The 25,256-nt window shown below is 42.9% G+C and carries 23 protein-coding genes and 1 riboswitch; of the genes, 17 read left to right on the top strand and 6 right to left on the bottom strand.

Annotated elements, in window-relative coordinates:
* Positions 1-127: 127 nt before the first annotated feature.
* Positions 128-946: an exodeoxyribonuclease III gene (locus tag GBI16_RS00255; RefSeq protein WP_110974615.1), complete on the bottom strand. Its 819-nt coding sequence runs from the start codon at positions 944-946 to the stop codon at positions 128-130.
* 39 nt (positions 947-985) lie between these two features.
* Here GBI16_RS00255 and pyrE point away from each other — a divergent pair, with 39 nt between their 5' ends.
* Positions 986-1,636: an orotate phosphoribosyltransferase gene (pyrE, locus tag GBI16_RS00250; protein ID WP_086210274.1), complete on the top strand. Its 651-nt coding sequence runs from the start codon at positions 986-988 to the stop codon at positions 1,634-1,636.
* Positions 1,637-1,674: 38 nt separating this feature from the next.
* On the opposite strand, the gene GBI16_RS00245 is transcribed toward pyrE, so the two are convergent.
* From GBI16_RS00245 to GBI16_RS00230, 4 genes are all read right to left on the bottom strand, one after another.
* Positions 1,675-2,535: a methylated-DNA--[protein]-cysteine S-methyltransferase gene (locus GBI16_RS00245; RefSeq protein WP_151706301.1), complete on the bottom strand. Its 861-nt coding sequence runs from the start codon at positions 2,533-2,535 to the stop codon at positions 1,675-1,677.
* Between the two features lie 188 nt (positions 2,536-2,723).
* The gene (locus GBI16_RS00240; protein WP_151706300.1) at positions 2,724-4,970 is read right to left on the bottom strand and encodes a TonB-dependent siderophore receptor; all 2,247 of its coding nucleotides are present in this window, start codon (positions 4,968-4,970) and stop codon (positions 2,724-2,726) included.
* 198 nt (positions 4,971-5,168) lie between these two features.
* Complete coding sequence (locus GBI16_RS00235) at positions 5,169-5,366, bottom strand: DUF3565 domain-containing protein (RefSeq protein ID WP_110974618.1); 198 nt, start codon at positions 5,364-5,366, stop codon at positions 5,169-5,171.
* Positions 5,366-5,818 (bottom strand): MarR family winged helix-turn-helix transcriptional regulator, encoded by a 453-nt coding sequence (locus GBI16_RS00230; RefSeq protein WP_086210270.1) that lies wholly within the window; start codon positions 5,816-5,818, stop codon positions 5,366-5,368. Before GBI16_RS00230 ends, GBI16_RS00235 begins: the two co-directional genes overlap by 1 nt.
* Before the next feature lie 176 nt (positions 5,819-5,994).
* On the opposite strand from GBI16_RS00230, the gene GBI16_RS00225 reads away from it, so the two are divergent.
* The 9 genes from GBI16_RS00225 to lpxC all read left to right on the top strand — a co-directional run bounded on the left by GBI16_RS00225 (position 5,995) and on the right by lpxC (position 16,234).
* A complete protein-coding gene (locus GBI16_RS00225) occupies positions 5,995-6,477 on the top strand; it encodes a glutathione peroxidase (RefSeq protein ID WP_151706299.1) in 483 nt (160 codons plus the stop codon).
* 216 nt (positions 6,478-6,693) lie between these two features.
* A complete protein-coding gene (gene gshB / locus GBI16_RS00220) occupies positions 6,694-7,638 on the top strand; it encodes a glutathione synthase (RefSeq protein ID WP_086210268.1) in 945 nt (314 codons plus the stop codon).
* A gap of 481 nt (positions 7,639-8,119) precedes the next feature.
* Entirely contained in the window at positions 8,120-9,217 is a 1,098-nt protein-coding gene (gene murG, locus GBI16_RS00215) for an undecaprenyldiphospho-muramoylpentapeptide beta-N-acetylglucosaminyltransferase (RefSeq protein WP_086210267.1), read from the top strand.
* A 12-nt stretch (positions 9,218-9,229) separates the two neighbouring features.
* The gene (murC, locus tag GBI16_RS00210; RefSeq protein ID WP_086210266.1) at positions 9,230-10,678 is read left to right on the top strand and encodes a UDP-N-acetylmuramate--L-alanine ligase; all 1,449 of its coding nucleotides are present in this window, start codon (positions 9,230-9,232) and stop codon (positions 10,676-10,678) included.
* Positions 10,679-10,734: 56 nt separating this feature from the next.
* Positions 10,735-11,664 carry a D-alanine--D-alanine ligase gene (locus GBI16_RS00205; protein WP_086210265.1) on the top strand — a complete coding sequence of 310 codons (930 nt, stop codon included), beginning with the start codon at positions 10,735-10,737 and terminating at the stop codon, positions 11,662-11,664.
* Entirely contained in the window at positions 11,665-12,519 is an 855-nt protein-coding gene (locus tag GBI16_RS00200) for a cell division protein FtsQ/DivIB (protein WP_151706298.1), read from the top strand.
* A gap of 66 nt (positions 12,520-12,585) precedes the next feature.
* Positions 12,586-13,848 (top strand): cell division protein FtsA, encoded by a 1,263-nt coding sequence (gene ftsA, locus GBI16_RS00195; protein ID WP_086210263.1) that lies wholly within the window; start codon positions 12,586-12,588, stop codon positions 13,846-13,848.
* Positions 13,849-14,011: 163 nt separating this feature from the next.
* The gene (gene ftsZ / locus GBI16_RS00190; RefSeq protein WP_086210262.1) at positions 14,012-15,208 is read left to right on the top strand and encodes a cell division protein FtsZ; all 1,197 of its coding nucleotides are present in this window, start codon (positions 14,012-14,014) and stop codon (positions 15,206-15,208) included.
* Positions 15,209-15,331: 123 nt separating this feature from the next.
* Positions 15,332-16,234 carry a UDP-3-O-acyl-N-acetylglucosamine deacetylase gene (gene lpxC / locus GBI16_RS00185; RefSeq protein WP_086210261.1) on the top strand — a complete coding sequence of 301 codons (903 nt, stop codon included), beginning with the start codon at positions 15,332-15,334 and terminating at the stop codon, positions 16,232-16,234.
* A gap of 97 nt (positions 16,235-16,331) precedes the next feature.
* On the opposite strand, the gene GBI16_RS00180 is transcribed toward lpxC, so the two are convergent.
* Positions 16,332-16,772: a DUF721 domain-containing protein gene (locus tag GBI16_RS00180; protein ID WP_086210260.1), complete on the bottom strand. Its 441-nt coding sequence runs from the start codon at positions 16,770-16,772 to the stop codon at positions 16,332-16,334.
* Positions 16,773-16,881: 109 nt separating this feature from the next.
* On the opposite strand from GBI16_RS00180, the gene GBI16_RS00175 reads away from it, so the two are divergent.
* The 7 genes from GBI16_RS00175 to GBI16_RS00140 all read left to right on the top strand — a co-directional run bounded on the left by GBI16_RS00175 (position 16,882) and on the right by GBI16_RS00140 (position 25,212).
* Complete coding sequence (locus GBI16_RS00175) at positions 16,882-17,562, top strand: M23 family metallopeptidase (RefSeq protein ID WP_086210259.1); 681 nt, start codon at positions 16,882-16,884, stop codon at positions 17,560-17,562.
* A 275-nt stretch (positions 17,563-17,837) separates the two neighbouring features.
* Entirely contained in the window at positions 17,838-20,540 is a 2,703-nt protein-coding gene (gene aceE, locus GBI16_RS00170; RefSeq protein WP_110974621.1) for a pyruvate dehydrogenase (acetyl-transferring), homodimeric type, read from the top strand.
* 2 nt (positions 20,541-20,542) lie between these two features.
* Positions 20,543-22,510, top strand: coding sequence for a 2-oxo acid dehydrogenase subunit E2 (locus GBI16_RS00165; RefSeq protein WP_151706297.1), 1,968 nt, complete (start codon positions 20,543-20,545; stop codon positions 22,508-22,510).
* A 139-nt stretch (positions 22,511-22,649) separates the two neighbouring features.
* On the top strand, positions 22,650-22,937 hold the full coding sequence (locus GBI16_RS00160) for a hypothetical protein (protein WP_086210256.1): 288 nt from the start codon (positions 22,650-22,652) through the stop codon (positions 22,935-22,937).
* Positions 22,938-22,971: 34 nt separating this feature from the next.
* Positions 22,972-23,112: riboswitch (yybP-ykoY riboswitch) on the top strand.
* An 84-nt stretch (positions 23,113-23,196) separates the two neighbouring features.
* Complete coding sequence (locus GBI16_RS00150; RefSeq protein WP_086210255.1) at positions 23,197-23,772, top strand: TMEM165/GDT1 family protein; 576 nt, start codon at positions 23,197-23,199, stop codon at positions 23,770-23,772.
* Between the two features lie 182 nt (positions 23,773-23,954).
* Positions 23,955-24,752 carry an MBL fold metallo-hydrolase gene (locus GBI16_RS00145; protein WP_110974623.1) on the top strand — a complete coding sequence of 266 codons (798 nt, stop codon included), beginning with the start codon at positions 23,955-23,957 and terminating at the stop codon, positions 24,750-24,752.
* 94 nt (positions 24,753-24,846) lie between these two features.
* On the top strand, positions 24,847-25,212 hold the full coding sequence (locus tag GBI16_RS00140; protein ID WP_086210253.1) for a YkgJ family cysteine cluster protein: 366 nt from the start codon (positions 24,847-24,849) through the stop codon (positions 25,210-25,212).
* Positions 25,213-25,256: the final 44 nt, after the last annotated feature.

The raw sequence follows: 25,256 nt of genomic DNA, 5'->3' as shown, positions 1-25,256 counted from the left end.
CCGTGGAAACATAATGCACTGATTGATTGATCAGAAAAAGACTCAAAAAACGGCAGATAATGTAAGTTAAAAACCCATACTCAGTAAACACTTGTTCACTGAGTATGGGTGAAAAGTGGATATTTCACTAGATTTGATAGTCAATAATAACGGGTGCATGATCGCTAAACCAAGTCTCTTTATAGACCCAAGCATTGACTGTACGGGCTTTCCAGTCAGGGGAGCAAGCTTGATAGTCAATCCGCCAACCCACATTTTTGGCACGGGCTTGCCCACGGTTTGACCACCATGAATAAAGTTCTGCTTCTTGACGAACTTCACGGAAAGTATCGACATAGCCAAGTTCATCATAAATGTGATCAAGCCAAGCACGCTCATGCGGTAAACAGCCTGAGGCTTTTTGATTGCCTGACCAGTTTTTAATGTCGATGCGTTTATGCACGATGTTGTAGTCACCACAGACAATCACGGACTTATTTTCTTCACGCCATTGTTTCAAAATTTGTTTGTATTCTTCTAAAAAGTGATCTTTACGTACTTGTGCTTCTTCGCCAGAAGAACCCGAGGGTAAATAGAGTGAACAAATATGTGCGGTTTGGCCTAAACCTAAGTCAAATTCAGCGGAAATAAAGCGACCTTGAGAATCGGCCAATTCAAAACCAAGCCCATCCGTGACTGAAACAAAGGGTAGACGGCTATAAATGGCAGTGCCTGCATAACCTGGACGTTCGGCAGGGAACAGGTGGGTATGCCAACCTTCAGGTTTAAATTTATCCGTCCATTGTTCGTGAGTGATACGAGATTCTTGCATGCAAATCACATCAGCATCTGATGTGGAGATCCAATCAAAAATTCCTTTTTTTTCTGCAGAACGTAGACCATTTACGTTAATTGAAACCACACGTAAAATTTTTTGATCACTTGGATAGCTACTCTTTGGTATCATGCGCAAGTCTTACCTCAATTTGAAAATTCGGAGCACCGCATGACAACGCAAGCGACATTTAACCCTCAAGCTTTTATCGAACTCGCATTATCACGTGGCGTGCTTAAATTTGGTGAGTTTACTTTAAAATCGGGTCGTGTGAGTCCTTATTTTTTTAATGCAGGTCTACTCAATGACGGCGAAGCCTTGTCTCTCTTGGCTTCTGGCTATGCAACCAAACTGACAGAATGCAACAATGTTGAGGTGGTTTTTGGTCCTGCATATAAAGGAATTCCTTTTGTTGCAGCGACAGCTGTGGCGTTGTCGCAAAACCATGGTGTGAGTGTGCCTTGGGGGTTTAACCGTAAAGAAGCCAAAGATCATGGTGAAGGCGGGGTCTTGGTTGGTGCATCTGTTGCAGGCAAAAAAGTCTGGATTATTGACGATGTGATTACTGCGGGCACAGCGATCCGTGAAGTGGTCACCATTTTGAAAAATGCAGGTGCGCAGATTGCAGGCGTGTTAGTGGCATTAGACCGTCAAGAAAAAGGTCAAGGTGATTTGTCTGCGATCCAAGAAGTGCAAAAAGAGTTGGAAATTCCTGTACATGCATTGGTGACCATGAAAGATTTGATGAATTATTTAGAGGCTAAAGGTGAGACTGAAGCGTTAGCCAAAATGGAAGCCTACCGTGTGAAATATGGCGTCTGAACGTTGAAATAAAAAAAGGAAGCTACTGCTTCCTTTTTTTATTCGCTCTCTTTTTCGGTTGATGTTTGGCTATGCGCACCTTCCCAGCCAATCATCGCAGTTTTACGTGTTGTTCCCCACATATAGCCACCACGTTGCCCTGAAGACAGAATGACCCGATGGCAGGGAATTAAAAAGGCAACAGGATTGCTACCAATTGCTGTTCCGACCGCTCGCGAGGCACGCTCTTGCCCAATCTCTTGGGCAATATGTGCATAACTGCTGAGCCGTCCCATGGGGATTTTAAGCAGACTTTGCCAAACCTTGAGCTGAAAGTCGGTACCTTTCAGATGCAGTTTAATCTCTGATAGGCTGTTTTGATCTTGCTGAAAAATTGCGAGCGCTTTACGTTGTAATTCATCCTGATCTTCAATAAATGTCGCGCGTGGGAACTGTGTTTTTAGATAGATCAATGCATCTTGATTTGTTTCGGTAAAGGCCATATGGCAAATGCCTTTAGGGGTTGAGGCAATCATGACTGAGCCAAAAATGGTTTCGGCAAAGCTATAGTGAATGTGGAGTGCTTCACCGCCATGTTTGTATTCTGCGGGCGTCATACCTTCGATTTGAACAAATAAATCATGCAATCTGCTGGTACTAGAAAGGCCCGTGTCAAAGGTTGCTGCAAAAATATTATGTTCTGTGTGGTTTTTCAAAACAGACTTGGCATATTCCACACTAATATACTGCAAAAATTTCTTTGGACTGACGCCTGCCCATTCGGTAAATATGCGTTGAAAATGTGTAGGACTTAAATGTACGTGTTCTGCAATTTCGGTCAAACTGGGTTGCTGTTTGAAGTTTTGTTCAATGTATTCAATCGCCCTTGCCACACGTTTGTAGTTGGTATGTTCTGTCATGATTACTCACGGAAATCATTTAACTTAAGAAAACAGTAACAAATCGAGTGAGGCCTGAAAATCCGTTTCTTGCGCTTTATAACAAAAGGCTCAAAGTGTGTATGGATTGGCTCAGTCGTCCTTCGGCAAGCATAAAAAAACGGAACAGTGACCTGTTCCGCTTGAGTTAAAACTTTATTGAAGGCAGTTTAGAACTGGTAGTTTAAACGCATCAAGAAGCTACGTGGTGTACCTGGCATAGAGTCTGAACGCCAGTATTCTTTATTGGTCAGGTTGCTGACAGCTAAGGTTAGGTTCCATGGATCAGCACTATAACCAATCGCGGCATCGACACGATTGAAACCATCCATCTTGGTCAAGTTATTGATGTTCGGATAGTAAGAGCCAACATACGTTACACCAACTTCACCATAGAGCTTTTCGGTAGGTAAGTAGCGCACAAACAGGTTGCCTGTATTTTTAGAGGTATTAGAAAGAGTATTTCCTACATTTTCAGGCTTTTCTTTGTCCTTTTTGACTTGAGCATCGGTGTAACCATAACCACCACGGACAAAAAGATTATCCAATACGCGACCAATAAAGCTAAATTCTAAGCCTTTGGATTGATGTTCGCCACCCACAGCCCATACGTCTGGAACATCTGGGTCTGGACGGTAACGGATATTCTTTTTACGAATGTCATAAACAGAGAACTGGGTATTGAGGCGTTCATCGAACCAATCACTTTTGACTCCCATTTCGTATTGTTCGTTATATTGTGGCTCAGCATTAAAGATGTTCATATCTTGGCTTGCTGATGAAATTGGATTGACACCCATAGAGCCGCCAAAGGGCGCAAAACTTTTGCTGTATGATGCATACAGACTTTGATGTTCATTCGGTTGCCAGACTACGCCGACATTTGGGCTAAATGAATCATCATTAATAGATCGTTTACGTTTATCTGCAGCGACATTTGGTAGTTTATTGGTGGTAGAAAAATCATAGCTGTCGTAGCGCATACCAAGCATGATTTTGACTTGTTCATTCAAGCTGATTAGGTCTTGGGCAAAGAAGCCTAAACTTGTGCCTTGATTATAATTGTGTTGACTGATTTTAAGTGGGCCTGTACCACGACTAGATTGGCGCTCACCTGTGATTGGGTCTACATAACCATAAATTGCAGAACCGTTTTGGTTGGTATTGGCTAAGCGTGGTTCTCGTTGTTCATAGCTCCAGTCACTGCCGAATACAAGATTGTGTTTAATTGATCCTGTATTGAATTCACCTTTAATATCAAAGGTGTTGCTGGTAGTTTTATTGTCTGTTTGTTGCCAATAATAAATTTGAGAGATGTCACCTACATGACCTTGGCATGTACCTGCATTACGGATTACAGTAGTCGCTGTTGCACAGTATCCACCTAAATAAAAATGATCAAAATTTTGTTCTGCTTGTCTATAGCTTGCAGCCCAATGGAAAATCCAATTTGGCGCAAATTCATAGCTTAAATCTGAGCGAATGACTTGTAATACATCGTCGACATAATCGCCATTTTGTGCAAAGCCGGTTTTAATGGATGTTCCACTAGGCAAGATACTATAACTTGGACCACGGTCAGGTACTCGCGCTAATTTGTCATAGGTATATTGTGTGGTCCACGTGAGGGTTTCTTCATCATTTTTATACGTGAAACTTGGCGAGATCATCTCAATTTTACTGTCGATGCCTGAACGGAAACTATCTGCTTCACCGTATTCACCTGTTAAACGGACAGCCCAATTGTCATTTAATACTTGGTTAATATCTGCTGTTGCGCCATAAGTGTCATATGAACCGACATAGGTACCGACTGAGCTTTTCGAGTCAAAATTGGCGTATTTACTGACCATGTTGACTACACCACCGCCCGCGCTACGACCATATAACACCGAGGCAGGGCCTTTTAAAATTTCGATCCGTTCAATATTGGCTGTGCTACGGCGGACTTGACCACTTTCACGAATCCCATCACGGTAAATATCACCCGAGTCGGCAGAGAAACCTCGAAGGGTAATGCCATCACCGCGCATATCATAGCTGGTGGATACCCCTGGTGTGCCTTGTAGCATCACACTGAGGTCATTAGAGCCGTAGATTTTATATTTCTGTACATCAATGGTGTCAATGGTTTGAGGGATGTCTTTTTTCTTTAGACCATTACGGGTGACATTGGCCTGATCATAATCGACATAGCTTTTAATTGGATCAAGTTCACTCATTGCCTCAATTTTTAAGGTGGGTAGAACTGCTGCTGTGCCCGATTTGTTTGTCATCGCTTGAGAGGGTGGGTTCTCATTATTTTGTAGTGTTGCTTCATCTGCATAGGCTGCATGTGCACTTAAAATCATAAAGCTGAGTAAGCTATATTTGAATAGAGCGGAGCCACGGAGTGGGTAGGCTTGAAGTTTGGTCATGGGGAAGGCTCAGAGAGATTAAATGGGTAATAAAAGTGAGAATTATAATCATTTACTAAAAATGAACAAGACTTCGTGGAAAATTCATTTTTCCTACATAATTGGATTGGGTTTAAAAGAATGGCTAAAGGTGCTGTTTAATTATTTTAATTAGTTGATAAGTAATAAATTTAAAATCAGAAGGACATTGGAAAAGCGTTATTGAACAGGGTTTTCCAGACATTTCTTACAGTTTAAAAGAACGCCGATTTTTTCTTGGCGTCCGTGCTCAGTTAGTACCCACGGGCGGTTTTGCCATGGTGGCGTATGGCGGACATGCTGTGTGTGACCGCAGGCAAGCTCAGCTACCCAATGATGTTCTTCATCGAGATGAAAACCAATAATCGCTTGTTGCATTAAGCATCTCGACCAGCGTGTTGGGTCTGTTCCAAACCATTTAAAAAACGCTGACACAGTTGATGGATAGTCGCCAAATCATGAGGATCTAGACCTAAAGAACATGCCAGTTCAAATGGAATCGCCATAATTTTGTCTTTAGCTAGGAGTGCTTTTTCCAGAAGCACGACTTTTTTCATACGTTCATCTTCCTTGACTGCGACACGCTTTAAAAATTGTTTTTCTTCTAGCTTCTTAATAATGGGGGTTAAGGTGCCTGAGTCAAAAAAAGTTTTTTGTCCAATTTCAGTCAACGTCACATTGTCCTGCTCATATAGAGCCAATAAAACAATAAACTGCGGATAGGTCAGATCATAGGCTTGTAGGCGTGGGCGGTATTGACGGACCATGGCATTGGTTGCGGAATACATGGCAAAACACACGCGGTTTTCTAAAAGTGGGGTGTCAGCCATGTTGCATGTCCTTGAGGATTAGTAGTTAGAAAACAGTATAAATGAAATGGAAGTGGAAGTATATTGCGTGTAATAAACTTGCACACAAGTTAATTGTGTGCAATATTGTTTGCCGCTATAGGTCAACCCTTGAAGCGACTTTAACGAATGATATTTTGATGAATGGAAGAGATGTAATGATGACAATTTATGATTTTCAGGCCGAGCTGTTGGAAGGCGAGCAAAAAAATCTAGCCGACTATCAGGGCAAAGTTTTATTGGTGGTGAATACCGCGAGCCAATGTGGTTTAACCCCACAATTTGAAGGTTTGGAACAGTTATATCAGGACTACCAACAACAAGGTCTTTTAGTTTTAGGTTTTCCATGTAACCAATTTGCGCAGCAAGACCCTGCGAGTAATGAAGAGATCGGCAGTTTTTGTCAGCGTAATTATGGGGTTTCTTTCCCGATGTTTGCTAAGGTTGATGTGAATGGTCCTACTGCGCATCCGCTGTATCAGTATTTAACGTCTGAGGCGAAAGGCATTTTAGGCAGCCAAAGGATCAAATGGAATTTCACCAAGTTTCTGATTAATCAAAAAGGGCAGGTGGTGAAACGTTATGCGCCGATCGTTAAACCTGAAAAAATTGCTCAGGATATTCAACGCCTTTTGGCTTAAGTTGAAGCCATTTGCGAGGAAGGTGGAAATAGCAGTAGATTTACTGTTTCTTTCCACCAAGTAAGCACTTTGAATTTATTTAATAATGCTAATGTATTGTAGCTAATTGAATAAAATAGATTTTTTAATATTTAATTAATACACAACTTGTTGTGCCCAAAGCTGAAAACTTCGCTATACTTTTTGCCAAGTTTTAAAAATATGAGCGTGAGACTTATGCGTGTACTGGTAGTGATGGACCCGATTGAAACGGTGAATCTGAAAAAAGATTCTACGATGGCAATGTTATGGGCAGCAAGCCGTCGCGGGCACGAGCTGGGTTATGCATTACAACACGATTTATATATCGACCAAGGCAAAGCCTTTGGTCTGATTTCTCCCTTAAAAGTGTTTGAAGATTACGATCATTATTATGATTTGGGCGAACCACAAAAAGAGTCCTTGGCGGATTACGATGTGATCTTGATGCGTAAAGATCCACCGTTCGACATGAACTTTGTGTATACCACTTATATTTTGGAACAAGCGGAACGTGAAGGCGCGTGGATTATCAATAAGCCACAGTCTTTACGCGATTGTAATGAAAAATTGTTTGCCACGCAGTTCCCAGAACTCCAAGTCCCTACACTGGTGACTTCACAACAAAGCCTGATCCGTGAATTTATCAAAGAACATGGTGATGTGATTGTGAAGCCCCTCGATGGGATGGGTGGCATGGGAATTTTCCGCTTATATCAAGATGGTGTGAACATCGGCTCAACTCTAGAAATGCTGACTGAAATGGGTACACGTCCGATTATGGCGCAGCGGTATATTCCTGAAATTGTTGAAGGAGATAAACGCATCTTGCTGATCAATGGTGAACCGATTCCCTACTGTTTGGCGCGTATTCCGCAAAACGGTGAAGTGCGTGGGAACTTGGCTGCAGGTGGTTTGGGTCAAGCCCGTCCCTTGACTGAAAATGATAAGGCGATTGCCGCGAAAGTGGGACCCTTCTTACGTGAAAAAGGTTTGGTTTTTGTTGGACTCGATGTGATTGGCAACTATGTGACCGAAATTAATGTGACTAGCCCAACCTGTATTCGTGAGATTGATGCACAATTTGGTACTTCGATTGCCGATACTTTATTTGATGTCTTGGAAGCAGGTAAAGCCAGCTAAATCCACAGAAAGAGGAACCTGAAAAGGTTCCTTTTTTATTTCAATGAATAGGCAAGTTTTGAAATAAGGACATGGCTTACCGCAAAGTGTATAAATTGGGTTGAAGATAAATCACACAGTGCTACATGGCATTACAAATTTTCATTCTGTTCAAATGTTTCAGCTCAGAGGGTATTTCTATTTGCTAAAAATGAGGTTCCCATTCTTTTAGAGTTATATTAAATAATTGATTAAAATCATCTTCAATGTTTTATTTTTAGATATAAAACATGGTGCTGTCGAGCTTAAATGTGTGTGGTAGTTTGAGTAAAAATGTATATCTGATAACAAATCTAGTTTAAACTCGAAAATCAGTAGAAAAAAACAATCAAATGCCTGTTGAAAAAAAGTAAATAATCTTTCGCGGTTATGCGTTTGTGATTACAATTGATCGCTTAAAATTGAATTTTGTTTCCATATTTTAGAATTGAAGAATTAGACTGTGACCGAAGCAACACAAACAAAGCCGAAACATGTAATGATGATGGCTGCCGGAACGGGTGGGCATGTTTTTCCAGCACTTGCTGTGGCTAAGGAATTACAGCAACAAGGCTGCCAAGTCTCATGGCTTGCTACGCCTACAGGTATGGAAAATCGCCTACTTAAAAATCACGATATCCCGATTTATCAAATTGACATTCAAGGTGTGCGTGGCAATGGCTTAGTCCGCAAAGTATTGGCACCCTTTAAAATTTTAAAAGCCACGCTAAGCGCAATGCGCTATATGAAGCAGCTCAAAGTCGATGCGGTTGCAGGCTTTGGGGGCTATGTTGCTGGACCGGGTGGATTGGCTGCGCGTGCACTGGGTATTCCAGTGATTATTCATGAGCAAAATGCGATTGCGGGTTTTACCAATACGCAGCTATCACGTATTGCAAAAACAGTATGTCAAGCTTTTCCAAATACCTTTGCTGTACAAGATAAAATTGTGACCACGGGTAATCCAGTCCGCAAAGAAATTACGGAAATTTTAAATCCGTCTTGGCGCTATCAAGAGCGTCAAAAAGCTGGCGTGCCACTGCGTATCTTAATTGTTGGCGGTTCGTTGGGCGCACAAGCATTAAATGAACGCATTCCTGAAGCCTTGAAGCAACTCAATGTGCCTTTAAGCGTTTATCATCAGTGTGGTCAAAACCATGCAGAGGCGACACAAGCGCGCTATGCCGATGCACCTGAACAGCTTCAAGTTGAGGTTCAACCTTTTATTGAAGATATGGCTCAAGCCTATAGCGATGCTGACTTAATTATTTGCCGTGCTGGGGCGTTAACCGTGACTGAGATTGCCACTGCTGGTGTGGCTGCAGTGTTTGTTCCGCTGCCGAGTGCAGTGGATGATCACCAAACGGCCAATGCAAAGTTTTTAGCCAATATCGGTGCAGCCAAAATTTGCCCACAAGCAAGTATGACGTCCGAAAGTTTAAAAGAATTATTATTACCCTTGATGAACCGTCAGTTATTGTCTGAAATGGCAGTTAAAGCACGTCAGCAAGCACAACCCGATGCAACCCAACAAGTGGTTCGTTTAATTCAAGCATTGTAAACCGAGTATTTTATGTCACCATCTACACCTGCTGATCAAGCAAAAAAACTTATTAAAGTGCCAGAAATGCGTCGTATTAAGCACATCCATTTTATTGGAATTGGTGGTGCGGGCATGTGTGGTATTGCAGAAGTGCTCAAGAACCAAGGCTATAAAGTCTCAGGTTCGGATATCAAGGCGTCAAAGACAACAGCACAGCTTGAAGAAAATGGCATCAAAGTTTATATCGGTCATACGGCTGAAAATATTCAAGGTGCCAACGTGATTGTGGTGTCAACTGCGATTGATGCTGAAAACCCTGAAATCAAAGCAGCACTTGAAACCCGTACACCAGTGGTCCGCCGTGCAGAAATGCTGGGTGAGCTGATGCGTTACCGTCATGGGATTGCTGTTGCGGGAACGCATGGTAAAACCACGACCACAAGCCTAGTCACTTGTATGTTGGCAGAAGAAAACCTTGATCCAACCTATGTGATTGGTGGTTTATTGAACCGTACTGGTGTGAATGCTGCGCTCGGTGCGAGTCGTTTTATCGTGGCTGAAGCGGATGAATCAGATGCTTCATTCCTGCATTTGCAACCGATGGCCACCATCGTGACCAACATTGATGCAGACCACATGGACACTTACGGCGGTAGCTTCGATGTTTTAAAAGATACTTTTGTACAGTTCTTACAAAAACTTCCATTTTACGGCTTGGCTGTGGTGTGTGGCGATGATGCCAACATTCGTGAAATCATGCCACGTATTGGTCGTCCATTGATCACCTATGGTTTTAATGAAGACAATGACATTCGTGCCGTTGATATTGAACAAGAAGGTATGCAGTCGCACTTTACCGTCTTGCGTAAAGATCGTGAGCCTTTGCGTTTAACCATCAATTTGCCAGGTTTGCATAATATTTTAAATGCACTAGCAGCGATTGGGATTGCGACCGATGAAGGTGTATCTGATGCTGCGATTGCTCGTGCGTTGGAAAGTTTCAGCGGTGTGGGTCGTCGTTTCCAAGTACAGGGCGAATTTGACATTGAAGGTGGCAATGTGAAATTGGTGGATGACTATGGTCACCATCCAAAAGAAGTCGAAGCGACCATTAAAGCTGCACGTGCAAGCCATCCAGACCGTCGTTTAGTGATGATGTTCCAACCGCACCGTTTTAGCCGTACTCGTGACTGTTTCGATGACTTTGTGGATGTACTGTCACATGTCGATCAGTTGTTGCTGCTTGAGGTCTATCCTGCGGGTGAAAAACCGATTGTCGGCGCAGATAGTCGTTCACTGGCACGTAGTATTCGGTTACGTGGCGATGTAGAGCCGATCTTGATTGATCCCGTTGAAGGTAATCTGCAACATGCCTTGAAAAAAGTGTTACAAGCAGATGACTTGTTATTGACGCAAGGCGCAGGTAATGTGGGTGCTATCTCGATTGAGCTGGCAAACAATCATTTGTATTTAAAATAATCACGCTTTGTGATTACTCAATCAATAAAACAGTTATAAAGTTTAAGGATATCAACGTGTCAAATGCTTCAAAATTCGGCAAAGTTGCTGTGTTGCTTGGTGGTAAATCTGCTGAGCGTGAGGTTTCTCTAGATAGTGGTACTGCTGTACTTGACGCATTGGTTCGTTCGGGCGTGAATGCTGAAGCTTTTGACCCGCAAGAACGTAGTGTGACCGAATTGGTGGGGTATGATCGTGCGTTTATTGTGTTGCATGGTCGCGGTGGAGAAGATGGTCAAATTCAAGGCGTCTTGGAGTGGTTGAATATTCCATATACGGGAACTGGTGTGCAAGGTTCTGCAATCGGAATGGACAAAGTGAAAACCAAGCAAGTTTGGCAGGGTTCAGACTTACCTACAGCACCTTATCGCATTATTAGCCAAGAGTCAGATTTGGCTGAAGTGGTGGCGAGCTTGGGGCTTCCGTTGATTATCAAGCCAGTACATGAAGGCTCAAGTGTTGGCATGAGTAAGGTTGAAAAAGCAGAAGATTTGGCGGCTGCAATTGCCAAAGCGACGCAACACGATGCTGTGGTGATGGCTGAAAAATGGATTACGGGACGTGAGTTCACCATTTCATTCTTAAACGGTCAACCGTTGCCTGTGATTCGCCTGCAACCGCCTGCGGATGTGGCGTTTTATGACTATGAAGCAAAATATCAACGTAATGATGTGGAATACGGAATTCCGTGCGGTTTAAGCATTGAAGAAGAGCAAAAGTTGCAAGCGCTTTGCCTTCGTGCATTCCAAGCGGTAGGTGCAAGTGGTTGGGGCCGTATTGATGCGATGCAAGATGAGCAAGGCAACTTTTGGCTCCTTGAAGTGAACACGGTACCGGGTATGACCAGTCACTCTTTGGTACCGAAAGCGGCAAATGCAGTGGGTTACAGCTTCGATGCGCTTTGTGTGCAAATTTTAGAGCAAACACTGACAGGTGCGACTCACTAAATGGCGCAATTACCAGCTTCTATGCGCCGCAAACGCGCAGCGATTACGTCGATACACGATAAACCACCAACGCGTAAGGAAAAGCTTGCGAATTTTGGTGGTTGGGTGATGTTGGTCGTTGCAATAGCGGTCTTGTTGGTTGGTATTTATGGCTTATATCAAGTCATGACAGATGCACGTGTGGCTGAACTCGATGTGGTTGGTGTGCGTTCTGATGCGGAAAAGAGTCAGGTTATGGGGCATGTGTCACCGACCATCACCCATAACTATTTCACCTCAGATTTAGAAGACATTCGCGATCGAACTTTAGAGTTGGCTTGGATTGATCGTGTAGTGGTTTCGCGTGCGTGGCCGAATGCGATTCGCGTTCGTGTCATGCCAAAGCATGCTATTGCACGTTGGGGGACAGGGCGTCTCTTAAGTGATAGTGGTGATGTGTTTAGCGAAGTGACACTGAAAAATAATCAAAATTTACCGTTATTGCACGGCCCAATCAGTCAATCAAAAATGATGATGCGCCGTTATAATGAAATTAATCAGTTATTCCAACCAGTCAACCTCCGTTTAAAAGAATTATATTTAACGGAGCGGATGACTTGGTTTATGCAGTTCGATTCGGGTTTACGTGTTATCGTAGATCAGGATCAAACCATGAGTAAACTGCAACGCTTGAGTTATTTGGCTCAAAGTGATTTGAAGCCAGTTTGGGACAAAGTATCCGCTATTGATTTGCGTTATCGGAATGGCTTAGCCATTCAATGGAAGAATACTGCTGCACCAAAGATAGCAAATGGTCATTTTGTTGTAACGATTGATGACACAAGCATTGCAGGTGGAGTGGCAGCAAAGCCATAATACTTGGCTTTAAAACAGAGGCATAAAGCCATAAATTAAACAAACATGTGATGGTAGTAGTAAATAATGAATGAAGCGGTTCCCTCAGTTGTTGCGATTGACATTGGGACGCACAAAGTTTCAGTTTTGATTGGTAAGGTACATGCGCCAGATAATATCCAAGTGATAGGAATGGCAACTGCTCGTAACCGAGGCATGAATAAAGGAAAAATTGTAAGTCTTGATAAAGTCATTACAGCAATAAAAAATGCCGTGCAAGAAGCAGAAGATATGGCCGAATGCCGTGTCCATTCCGCATGGGTATCTATTCCCAGTGCAGAGTTAAAGAGCTTTTATGCGTCGGGACGAACACCAGTTGAAAATACTGACCATACAATTACAACAAGTGAAGTGGTTCGTGCATTAGAGTTGGCCAAAGCTAGCCACATGACCTCGGATCATTATCTGGTCAGTGCGGTTCCGTTGGGCTTTGAGCTAGATGACTCACCAGAATGGGTACAGAACCCAATACGTATGTCTGCACATAGTATGATTGGTCATTATCAACTGATGATGTTACCAATTAGTACTATGCAAAACCTTGATCGCGCACTTAAAGGTGCCAATATCGGGGTGGAAAAGTTGGTCGTATCTTGTTTGGCAACGGCAGAAGCAAGTCTGCTCAAAGATGAAAAAGAGTATGGCGTCTGTTTAGTGGATATTGGTGCAGGTACCACCAACATTGCGGTGTATTTAGATGGGCGTTTAGCACTGACGCATACTTTACAGCGTGGTGGTGAGCATGTCACCCGAGATATTGCTGCTGTGTTACAAACAACCACTGAAGAAGCGGAACGAATTAAACTACTCTATGGTTGTGTTGATATTAAATCGGTTAAACCAGACCATATGATTCAGATTCAAGGGATTGATGGTCCGCAAACGATTAGCCGTATTGAGTTGACTGAGATTGTGGTTGCACGTTATGAGGAAATCTTAGGTCAAGTACGCCAAGAACTTGAGCGGAATGGTGCAATCCATGGTTTGTATCATGGTGTGGTCCTAACCGGTGATGCCAACCAAATTGAAGGCATGGTGACGTTGGCACGTCGTATGTTGGGCGTATCAGCACATTTGGGTAATCCGCCTGTGCATGTGACAGCAGACGAGCAAAATATTGCAGCATTACGTCGTTCGCAGTATGCCACAGCAGCGGGTTTGTTGATGTTTAGTCAAAGTGAAACACAAGAAACGATTGTTGAGCCTGAAGATACAGAAAAACTATCGCTATTCAAACGCGTTGGGCGTGCTTGGTCTGGACTCAATGACAAGCTGAAATCTGTTTTTTAAGTTGAATTTTTTTGGAATATTGTTAAGAAGTTGTACAACGCATCGCTTAAACTTGACAAGCTATGGCTTGCACAGCATGCTTAAAAGCAATTTTGTTTATTAAGATCAAGGCAGTATACGGGCTTAAGTGACTGCCAATAACGAATTAGGAAATCTATAGGTCATGGCCTCATTTGAATTTTTAGAAGATGATCAAACCGATAGCAACGGTCAAGCCCGTTTTACTGTGTTTGGTGTTGGTGGTGCAGGTGGTAATGCCGTACAACACATGCTTGAGTCAGACATTCAAGGTGTAAAATTTGTATGTGCCAATACGGACAAGCAAGCGCTAGACCGTATGAATGCACAATTCAAAATCCAGTTGGGTGAACAAAGTACTCGTGGCTTAGGTGCTGGTGCCAATCCGAATGTGGGTCAAGCAGCGGCTGAAGAAAGCCGTGACTTGATTCGTCAGCACCTTGAAGGCACTGATATGGTGTTTGTGACTGCGGGTATGGGCGGTGGTACAGGTACAGGTGCAGCACCAGTGGTTGCTGAAATTGCCAAAGAAATGGGTATCTTAACCGTAGGCGTGGTAACGACACCATTTAACTTTGAAGGTAAGCGTCGCCTTCAATCTGCTGAGCAAGGGATTGAAGCATTAGAAGCGCATGTAGATTCTTTAATCATCATTCCAAACCAACGCTTGTTGAAAGTTTTCCGTGACATCTCAATGAAAGATGCCTACAAAAAAGCCGATGATGTTCTTCTTAATGCGGTACGTAGTATTTTTGATTTGGTGGTACGCCCAGGTCATATTAACCTTGACTTCGCTGACTTAAAAACTGCAATGAGCACACGTGGTTATGCCATGATGGGTGCTGGTTTAGGTCGTGGTGAGAACCGCGCACGTCAAGCGGCTGAACAAGCGATCCGTAGCCCATTGCTAGATAATGTGACCATCATGAATGCCAAAGGTATTCTGATCAATGTAACGGGTGGCGATGATGTCACCTTTGGTGAAATCGAAGAAATTACTGATGTTGTGAACCAAATTGTCGATCTAGACGAAGGCCAAGTGTTCTACGGCACAGTATTTGATCCAGATGCGCGTGATGAAATCAGTGTCACTGTGATTGCAACTGGCTTGACTCGAAATTCAGCAGATTCTGCTGAGCCCGTGAAACGTCCAAATGCACATGTGCAAGTAGCACAACATGGGCATACAACGCAAGCGGTAGTTGAAGATGATGATGTGCCAGCAATCCAGCGTCAGAACCAAGATGCGGCTGCGACAGCAAATTCTGCATCTGCTGTGAGTGCGGCGCGCCCAACACCAATGAGTATTCAAGATTATTTGAAAAATCAACAACGTAAGTAGTGCTTGCCCGTGTGGTAATTCCGCATTATTTGAAGAAAAGGTAGTCTCTGACTACCTTTTTGTTTTTTATCAATGGCTAAATATGCTAACGTATAGCGGTTTAGTGGTGAGATGATATGAAACATGTTGAAACAAAGAACTTTACAACGTGTCGTAAAAGCAAGCGGTATTGGTCTGCATAGTGGGCAAAAAGTTTTAATTAACTTTGTGCCACATCATGCGGACGGTGGAATTGTATTTCGTCGTATTGATCTTAACCCACCTGTAGACATTCTTGCCAATGCAATGCTAATTCAAGAAGCATTTATGTGTTCTAACTTGGTTCAAGAGGATACCAAGGTCGGTACCATTGAACATGTCATGAGTGCGATAGCTGGTCTGGGCATTGATAATCTGATTATTGAAGTGTCTGCATCTGAAGTGCCAATTATGGATGGTAGTGCTGGCCCTTTCATTTACTTGCTCATGCAAGGCGGCCTAAAAGAACTAGATGCCCCTAAAAAATTTATAAAAATTCTAAAGCCTGTTGAAGCACTCATTGACGACAAACGCGCCATTTTCAGCCCACATAAAGGGTTTCAACTGAATTTTACTATTGATTTTGATCATCCCGCCTTTAAGAAAGAATATCAGTCAGCCACTATTGATTTTTCAACTGAAACCTTCGTTTATGAAGTCAGTGAAGCCCGTACTTTTGGTTTTATGAAGGATTTGGATTATCTCAAGGCCAATAATTTGGCTTTGGGGGCCAGTTTAGATAATGCAATTGGGGTTGATGAAACAGGCGTAGTGAATGAGGAAGGTTTACGCTTTTCGGATGAATTTGTTCGTCACAAAATATTAGATGCCGTCGGTGATCTTTATCTGCTTGGTCACCAAATTATTGCTAAATTTGATGGATATAAGTCAGGCCATGCTTTGAATAATCAGTTATTACGCAATGTTAAAAGTGACCCAAGTAGCTATGAAATTGTAACATTTGATGACGAAGATCAGTGTCCAATTCCATACGTGAGTGTGACTTAAGTCATTGTCTTTGCTATGTGATGTTATATTGTAACTTTTTATATTGTGATGTATTTCACATTTAAGTAATTGGGTTTAGACCGTATTTAAAGCTGGGTTACTTTTTTTTGCTTGCCAAACGGCGCATTGCTTGGCTAAGCTTAGGGTCGCTCACAAAGTCAGCAGCACCTCGAATTAGATCTTGAGTTTCGGTGCTGAGCGATCTTGAAATAGATTGTATTTTTGCGGGTGTTTGGGATGGGATTCTCAAACGAACTTGGAGTTTTTGTAAGTCCTTAAACTCGTCAAGTTGCGACAGTTGTGCAATATATTGTTTTTGAAGGTAACCAAGTTGACTAATCATCGCTTGATTTTCGCCGGTAATCGTCAAAATACCATATTGATAACAAACAACCTGCCACTGCTCTGGTTGCGGTAGGATAGGTTGGATCAGTTTAGTGAGTTTCTGCCATGCAGCAACTTGCTTTGAGAGAAACGTTAAGTTTCCTGTTTTTATGTGTTTTCTTGTTTGTTGAAAGAGATTCACTGGTTCGGACATACATATTTCCTTCATGTTGATGTCTTAATCTTATGCGTTCTTTTCAGTAGATATCAAGGACGAGATCACGCAAGAAATGTTTGTAAGAACAGTTTGAAGAGGTTTTTTTATGCATATGCGACGTATTTTGTTGGCTTTTTCTTTTGCGGCATCGGCTGCGTCTGTGGCCTTCGCCGATTTAGTTGAGCTCAATACAAATAACGCATCTTCGGATCGAATTGAGCAACTGACACGCACTTTGTCAGAAGGTGCTTATACTGCAGATGATATTGATCTTCCTGCTGAAACGAAAATGTCAGTGCAGCTCCGTGAGAAAACAGTTGAGCTTAACAATGCTTCCCTGGCTAAAAAATACGGCTCAGAATCTTCTTCAAAAGGTTTTTCAAACAACCCTCATTCATGGCTAATTGCACATCCATTACCAAGCGCACGGGTCAGTTCAAACTATGGCGGTCGTACGATGAATGGTCGTGCAGAACGTCATTCAGGCCTTGATCTTGCTGCACCAAGTGGTACTCCAATTTACGCAACAGGCCCAGGGATTGTGACCAAGTCAGGTTGGGGTACAGGTTATGGGCAATATGTTGAAATTAACCATGGTAACGGGTATATCACACGTTATGCACATGCTTCACGTTTAATCGCTCGTGTTGGTGACCGTGTAGACGCTGGTGAGCATATTGCGAATGTGGGCTGTACAGGTCGTTGTACTGGCCCACACTTACACTATGAAGTAGTTAAAGATGGTCAACGTAAAAACCCATCGACTTATCTCGCAATGTTGCCTTAATCCGTTTTGAACGATGATCCGAATTTACCGTTGGTCTGATGTTTGAAAAGGAATGCAGGTCTGACGTAACCTAAATTAGCATCAAAAAATCGCATTAAATGTATAAAAAACCGCCCAAATTGGCGGTTTTTTGTTAACTTGGGTAACGAATGGTCAATGACTATTTAGTTGCTAAATAGTAGGGGTGGGCCATATTCAGCTGTAGCGATACTCTTATAGGACGAAAGTATGATACATATTAGCTCATAAGATTAGGATATCGAAATAGGTGAATTATGGCGTTTTATGGTGATACTGACGCGCAAGAAACGCAAGAATGGCAAGATGCGTTTGACTCCGTTTTACAACACATGGGGACTGAGCGTGCAGCTTTTCTACTGGAAAAACTGTATCAACAAGCAATCGCTAAACATGTCCCTATTCAGCGTTTAAACACGCCTTATTTAAATACAATTTCAGTGGCTGAAGAACCTGCAATGCCAGGCGATCAAGACATGGAGCGTCGTATCCGTGCGTTGATTCGTTGGAATGCTTTGGCAATGGTACTTCGTGCCAACAAAACGGGTGATGACTTAGGTGGTCACTTGGCCAGCTTTGCATCTTCAGCAACTTTATATGATGTCGGTTTTAACCACTTTTTCCGTGCCAATAATGACAGCTTTGGCGGAGACATGATTTATTATCAAGGTCACTGTGCACCGGGTATTTATGCACGTTCATTCCTTGAAGGTCGTTTAACCGAAGAGCATTTGAATAATTTCCGTCGTGAAGTTGGTGGGATTGGTTTACCTTCGTATCCGCACCCATACCTCATGCCTGATTATTGGCAGTTCCCAACGGTATCTATGGGTCTAGGGCCAATCATGTCGATCTATCAAGCACATATTCAAAAGTACTTGATGAACCGTGGTTTAATTAAAGAAGAAGATCGTAAAGTCTGGGCATATCTAGGCGATGGCGAGATGGATGAGCCTGAAAGTACAGGTGCAATTTCATTGGCTGGTCGTGAAAAGTTAGATAACTTGATCTGGGTGGTGAACTGTAACTTACAACGTCTGGATGGCCCAGTACGTGGTAATGGTAAAATCATTCAAGAACTAGAATCTTTATTCCGTGGTGCGGGCTGGCGTGTCATTAAGGTGGTATGGGGTCGTCATTGGGATCCGTTACTTGCTAAAGACAGCACAGGCGCTTTAAAAGCGGTAATGGAAGAAGCGGTGGATGGTGATTACCAACGCTACCAAGTCAAAGGTGGTGCATACACCCGTGAGAAATTCTTTGGTAAGTATCCTGAAGCAAAAGAATTAATCAAAGACCTGAGTGATGAGGATATTGATAACCTCAACCGTGGTGGTCATGATCCGTACAAGGTATTTGCTGCTTATGCAGAAGCGATGAAAGCCAAAGGTCAGCCGACGGTCATCCTTGCGAAAACGGTGAAAGGCTATGGTTTGTCTGAAGAAATTGAAGCAGTCAACAAGACGCACCAAATCAAAAAGATGCAGATTGACTCTTTGAAATATGTACGTGACCGTTTTAACTTGCCATTTACCAATGAGCAGCTAGAAGAAGTTCCATTCTATCGTCCAAGCGAAAACTCTCCTGAATTGAAATACATGAAAGCACGTCGTGAAGCTTTGGGGGGATATTTACCTGCACGTCGTAAAGAAAGTGAACAGCTCGCGATTCCTGCATTGTCCGTATTTGATGCGGTGTTAAAAGGTTCAGCAGGTAAAGAACAGTCAACCACTATGGTAATGGTGCGCTTGATTTCTTCACTCTTGAAAGAAAAAGCGATTAAAGACCGTGTTGTGCCAATCGTTCCTGATGAAGCGCGTACCTTTGGTTTAGAAGGTATGTTCCGTCAGTTGGGTATTTATGCCGCACACGGCCAAAAATACACACCTGAAGACCAAGAACAATTGATGCATTACCGTGAAGCCAAAGACGGTCACATGTTACAAGAAGGGATCAACGAAGCGGGCGCGATGAGTGCGTGGGCGGCGTTGGCAACCAGTTATTCAACCAATAACTTGCCAATGATTCCAATGTACATGTATTACTCAATGTTTGGTTTCCAGCGTATTGGTGACATTGCATGGGCAGCAGGTGATGCACAAGCGCAAGGTTTCTTATTGGGTGCAACAGCGGGCCGTACCACGCTAAACGGTGAAGGTTTACAACACCAAGATGGTCACTCACACATTTTAGCCAACACCATTCCAAACTGTGTGTCGTATGACCCATGTTTCGGTTATGAGTTAGCGGTCATTGTGCATGATGGTTTACAACGTATGTATGTCAACCAAGAGCGTGTGTTCTACTACTTAACAGTCATGAACGAAAACTACGAGCATCCTGAAATGCCAGTAGGCGCTGAGGAAGGCATCAAACGTGGTATGTACTTGTTCCAAGAAGATGAAAAAGCTACGGTTCAGCTCATGGGTTCAGGCGTAATTCTGCGTGAAGTCATCAAGGCTGCGAAAATCTTACGTGATGAATACCAAATTCACTCAAATGTGTGGAGTGTGACCAGCTTCAACGAATTAGCACGTGATGGTATGGCATGTGAAGAATACAACCGCCTACACCCTGTGACTGAAGATGTGAAAGAGTCTTGGGTATCTCAGCAGTTGCGTGGGAAAGAGGGTATTGTAGTCTCTGCAACCGATCATATGCGTGCTTATAGCGAACAGATCCGTGCGTATTTACCAGATGGTCGTCCATTTGTAGCATTGGGTACAGACGGTTACGGTCGTTCTGATACACGTGCGAACTTACGCAGCTACTTCGGTGTAGATGCGGCGCACATTGTGGTTGCTACCTTGAAGAAATTGGCTGATGAAGGTGAAGTAGATGCACGTTTAGTCAAAGATGCGATTTCTAATTTTGAATTAGATACGGATCGTCCTGTGGCGTGGGCACCGCAAGCAACACCTGAGATTCACGCTGTTGCAGACTACAAAGAGGAGAAATAATCATGCAAATTACGACTCCTGATATTGGTGTAGATAAGGCGACCGTCGCTGAAATCTTAGTGAAAGTCGGCGATCGCATTAGTGTCGATGACAGCATTATTTTACTGGAATCCGACAAAGCCTCTGTTGAAGTGCCGAGCACTTCAGCAGGTGTGGTGAAAAGTATTTTGGTGAACTTAGGTGACTCGGTTGCCGAAGGTGCAGCACTGATTGAGCTAGAAGCCGAGGGACAAACTGAAGCGCCAACGGCACAAGCACAGGCTGAAGTTGTACAAGCTGAAGAAAAGCCTGTCCCTGCTGTTGCTGAAACGGTTGCACCAGCTGCGACTACAGCATCACAAGTGATTGATGTGCAAGTGCCAGACATCGGTGTAGAAAAAGCAACTGTTGGTGAAATTTTGGTGTCGGTTGGCGATGAGATTGCTGTCGATCAAAGCATCCTTGTGGTTGAATCAGACAAAGCCACCGTTGAAGTCCCGAGTACGGTTTCAGGTACAGTGCAATCAATTAGCATTCAAGTGGGTGACAGTGTTAAAGAGGGTGTGGTGATTCTGACTGTAAAAACAGCAGTTTCAATTACACAAGCGACTGCTGAGCCTACGCAAGTTGCAACGCCTCAAGCCACTGAAGCTCAGCCTGCTGAAGCGGCACCACAAGTTGCTGCTGCGCCTGTAGGTGCAGTTGAAATTGCAGTGCCTGACTTGGGTGTAGACAAAGCGACTGTTGCTGAAATTTTGGTGTCAGTCGGTGATACGGTTGAAAAAGACCAGAGTATCATCGTGGTTGAGTCAGACAAAGCAACGGTTGAAGTACCAAGTACGACAGCAGGTGTGATTAAAGCGATTCATGTTGCATTGGGTCAAAATGTCTCAGAAGGCGTGGCTTTGGTGACTATTGAAGCTGAGGGGCAAGCCTCTGCACCAGTAGCTCAAGCTGTTGCTCAGACACCAGTGAAACCTACAATTGCTCAAGTTACAACTGCGCCAGTAGAGACGCCTGTTGTACAGACTGCACCACTAGTTCAAGGCGCAGATAAGCTGACCAAAGAGCAAAATGCAGCCAATGCTAAAGTCTATGCGGGTCCTGCGGTACGTAAATTGGCGCGTGAGTTGGGGGTAGTACTGGCAGAAGTCAAAGCCTCTGGTCCACATGCACGTTTAATGAAAGATGACATTTTTGCTTATGTGAAAGGTCGCTTGACAGCACCGCAAACAGCACCTGTTGCGGCGGTTGCTGCCACTGCGGGCTTACCGAAACTGCCGGACTTTAGTGCGTTTGGTGGTGTAGAAGAGAAAGTGCTGACACGTCTGCAACAAGTCTCTATTCCTCAGTTGTCTTTAAACAACTATATTCCACAAGTCACTCAGTTTGATTTGGCGGATATTACTGAGCTTGAAGCTTGGCGTAATGATCTTAAAGGTAACTTTAAGAAAGATGGCATTAGCTTGACCATCATGGCTTTCATTATTAAAGCTGTTGCGCACCTGTTGAAAGAAGAGCGTGATTTTGCAGGTCACTTGGCTGATGATGGCAAGTCTGTACTGTTGCGTAATGAAATTCATATGGGCATTGCTGTAGCAACACCAGATGGTTTGACTGTTCCTGTACTGCGTAATCCAGACCAAAAGTCTATCAAAGAAATTGCGGTGGAGCTCGGTGTACTGGGTCAAAAAGCCCGTGATAAGAAGCTTTCGCCGAAAGATCTTCAAGGCGCAAACTTCACCATTTCAAGTCTCGGTGCAATCGGTGGCACAGCATTTACGCCATTAGTGAACTGGCCGCAAGTTGCAATCTTGGGTATTTCACCTGCAACGATGCAACCAGTATGGAATGGGCAAGGTTTTGATCCTAAGCTGATGTTACCATTGTCCTTGTCTTATGATCACCGTGTGATCAATGGGGCAGATGCAGCACGCTTTACCAATAAACTCACCAAGTTACTAAAAGACATCCGTAGCTTATTGATCTGATATGATTTAAATTTAGAAAACCTCGCCTAGGCGGGGTTTTTATGTTTTGGGATAATAATAAGTGTGATTTTATTGATTCAGGCTTTCTTTTAAAATAATTTTAGACTGATAACGATTCTATTTGAGATGAGGTGCAAGGATGCTGGTGATCTATCGAATTGTATTGCCTATATTATTGATTGTTTTTGTATTAATGGGTTTGTGGGTAAGTTTCTTAGATTTTTCATCAGACTGGGTGATGTATATCGTCATGGGGTTGGAGGTGCTTGCGGCGACTATGGTTTTGGCCATGGAGTATCAAGCTCAAAGTGTTGGTGGTGCAAGTGGCTGGGGTATTTTTGGTTTTTTTTGTTTAAGTGTAAATTTAGCTTTTATATTGGGTATTGCTCGTGTGTTGATGTGGACTTACCAAAAAATTTGGATATAGAGATTCAAAAAGTTCTGATTGTTTGGTAAAATGCTATCACTTCATTGGGGAGTAGCCGCTCTTTACGCAAAGTAAAGGGGTGATGATCAACATAATTGTTCAACAGAACATGGTCATCATAGCAAAGAACCAAAAACGACTTTTCAGTCGTGCTTTTGTTGGCAAGACCTTTGATTTACCACTCTGCATCAATCTATTTGATTTTGGCTAGCAGGAGGGGTAGGTCATCGGTATATTTTGCTAGCCAGAGCATTCAACTATGTATGAATTCCTCATCTCCACTTCAATTGTTGCCCTTGCTGAAATGGGTGATAAGACCCAATTGCTTGCGCTTTTACTTGCAGCGCGTTTCCGTAAACCCATCCCGATCTTAATTGCAATTTTACTTGCGACGACGATCAATCATGGTATCTCTGCGGTGTTGGGCCAATGGATTACGACAGTACTCAGCCCCGAAATTCTATTGTGGATACTTGCACTTGGCTTTATTGGGATGGCGATCTGGATGTTGATCCCCGATGAATTGGGGGACGAAACTGAAAGCATTAATAAATGGCAAAAGTTTGGGGTATTTGGCGCAACCTTTATCTTATTTTTCTTAGCGGAAATTGGCGATAAGACTCAAATTGCGACAGTAGCTTTGGCTGCACGTTTTGACAGTATTTTTTGGGTCATGTTGGGTACGACTTTCGGTATGATGTTGGCCAATGCACCCGCTGTGTTTATTGGCGATAAATTGGCAGATAAATTACCGATTTCGTTGATTCATAAAATTGGTGCAGCGATTTTTTTAGTTGTGGGTATTTCTACACTAGTACAGCATTATTTCTTCTAATTCACTATAAAAATCACCAATCCCGACTTAAAAAATCGGGATTTTTTATTGTTAAATCATCCTCAATTTATTGATATATCAAATGATATTGGTCGCAAATGCATTGTAAGTTTGTGTAAATCCATATATGTTGTAGGCATTAAAAAGTCGTTTAAGAAAAACAGTATTTTGAGGGGATTGGTATGGCATTTGACCGTACAACGTCACAGGTTTTATATGATGATGGCACACATAAATGTATTAGCTTTACCAGCTTGGTCAAAGGTGAAGGCGTTCAGGCGAACCAGTTTTTAATTATTGACCATGAACGTGCTGCAGTGTTAGATCCGGGTGGGGATTTAACCTATGTACCACTCACGATGGAGTTGAATAAATATACTCGTTTGACCAATCTTGATTATGTCATGGCTTCACATCAAGATCCGGACATTATCACCTCAATGCCACGTTGGTTAGTGTATACCGAGGCAAAAGTTGTGGCTTCTAAACTGTGGGCACGTTTTTTACCGCATTTGAACTCTGCATTTATGAGTGAGCGGATGAAAGGCAACTGGTTAGATCGGTTGGTGGAATTGCCTGATCATGGTCAAGTCATCACTTTGGGTCAATCTTCCATTATTGCTGTACCTGCCCATTTTCTACATTCGGTAGGCAATTTTCAGTTTTATGACCCGATTGCCAAGATTTTATTTTCAGGTGATATGGGGGCATCAATGGTGGATGATGCATCTAAACCTTTGGAAAATTTTGCTGCACATATTCCTAAAATGAAAGGCTTCCATCAGCGTTATATGTGTAATAACAAAGTGATCCGTTTATGGGTCAACATGGTCCGCACGATGGATATCGAAATGATCGTACCACAACATGGGACTCCTTTTATTGGTCAAGAGCAGATCCATCAGTTCTTAGACTGGATTGAAGGTTTGGAATGTGGCACAGATTTGATGGACGAGAGTGTATTTACCTGTCCCACTTAAGTGACAAAATAGTCGTAAATTTTGCTTGTTTGGCGACCACAATTTTTTTAATATTTTCTTCCAAAAAAGTTTTTTGAAAACGAGAATATAAAGGATGTTGTCTCAAGTTCCGACGGAAGATGCCTGTTTAAGCTGTGGGGCATGTTGTGCCTTTTTTAGAGTCTCATTTTATTGGGCCGAAGGTATTCCCATGCCTGAGCACTATGTCGAGCCTGTGACGGCTGTGTACTCATGTATGGTGGGAACGAATCAAGCAAACCCGCGTTGTATTGCACTAGATGGAACCATTGGTGAGCAGGTGAGTTGTGGTATGTATGAGCAACGGAGTTCATCATGTAAAGAAGTTCAGATTGCTGACGATCAATGCAACAAAGCACGACGTGCACACAATATGATTCCTTTTGTGCAACTAGACGCAGGCTTATCGGTCAATGATGAAGGGTTTAATCAGGTATGCTAATTGCAAAAAGTGGAGCTAAGGCTCTACTTTTTCATTTTTAAATA

It is taken from the genome of Acinetobacter sp. TUM15064, assembly GCF_008980265.1.
Taxonomy (GTDB): domain Bacteria; phylum Pseudomonadota; class Gammaproteobacteria; order Pseudomonadales; family Moraxellaceae; genus Acinetobacter.
This window is presented reverse-complemented; position numbering and strand designations above follow the sequence as displayed.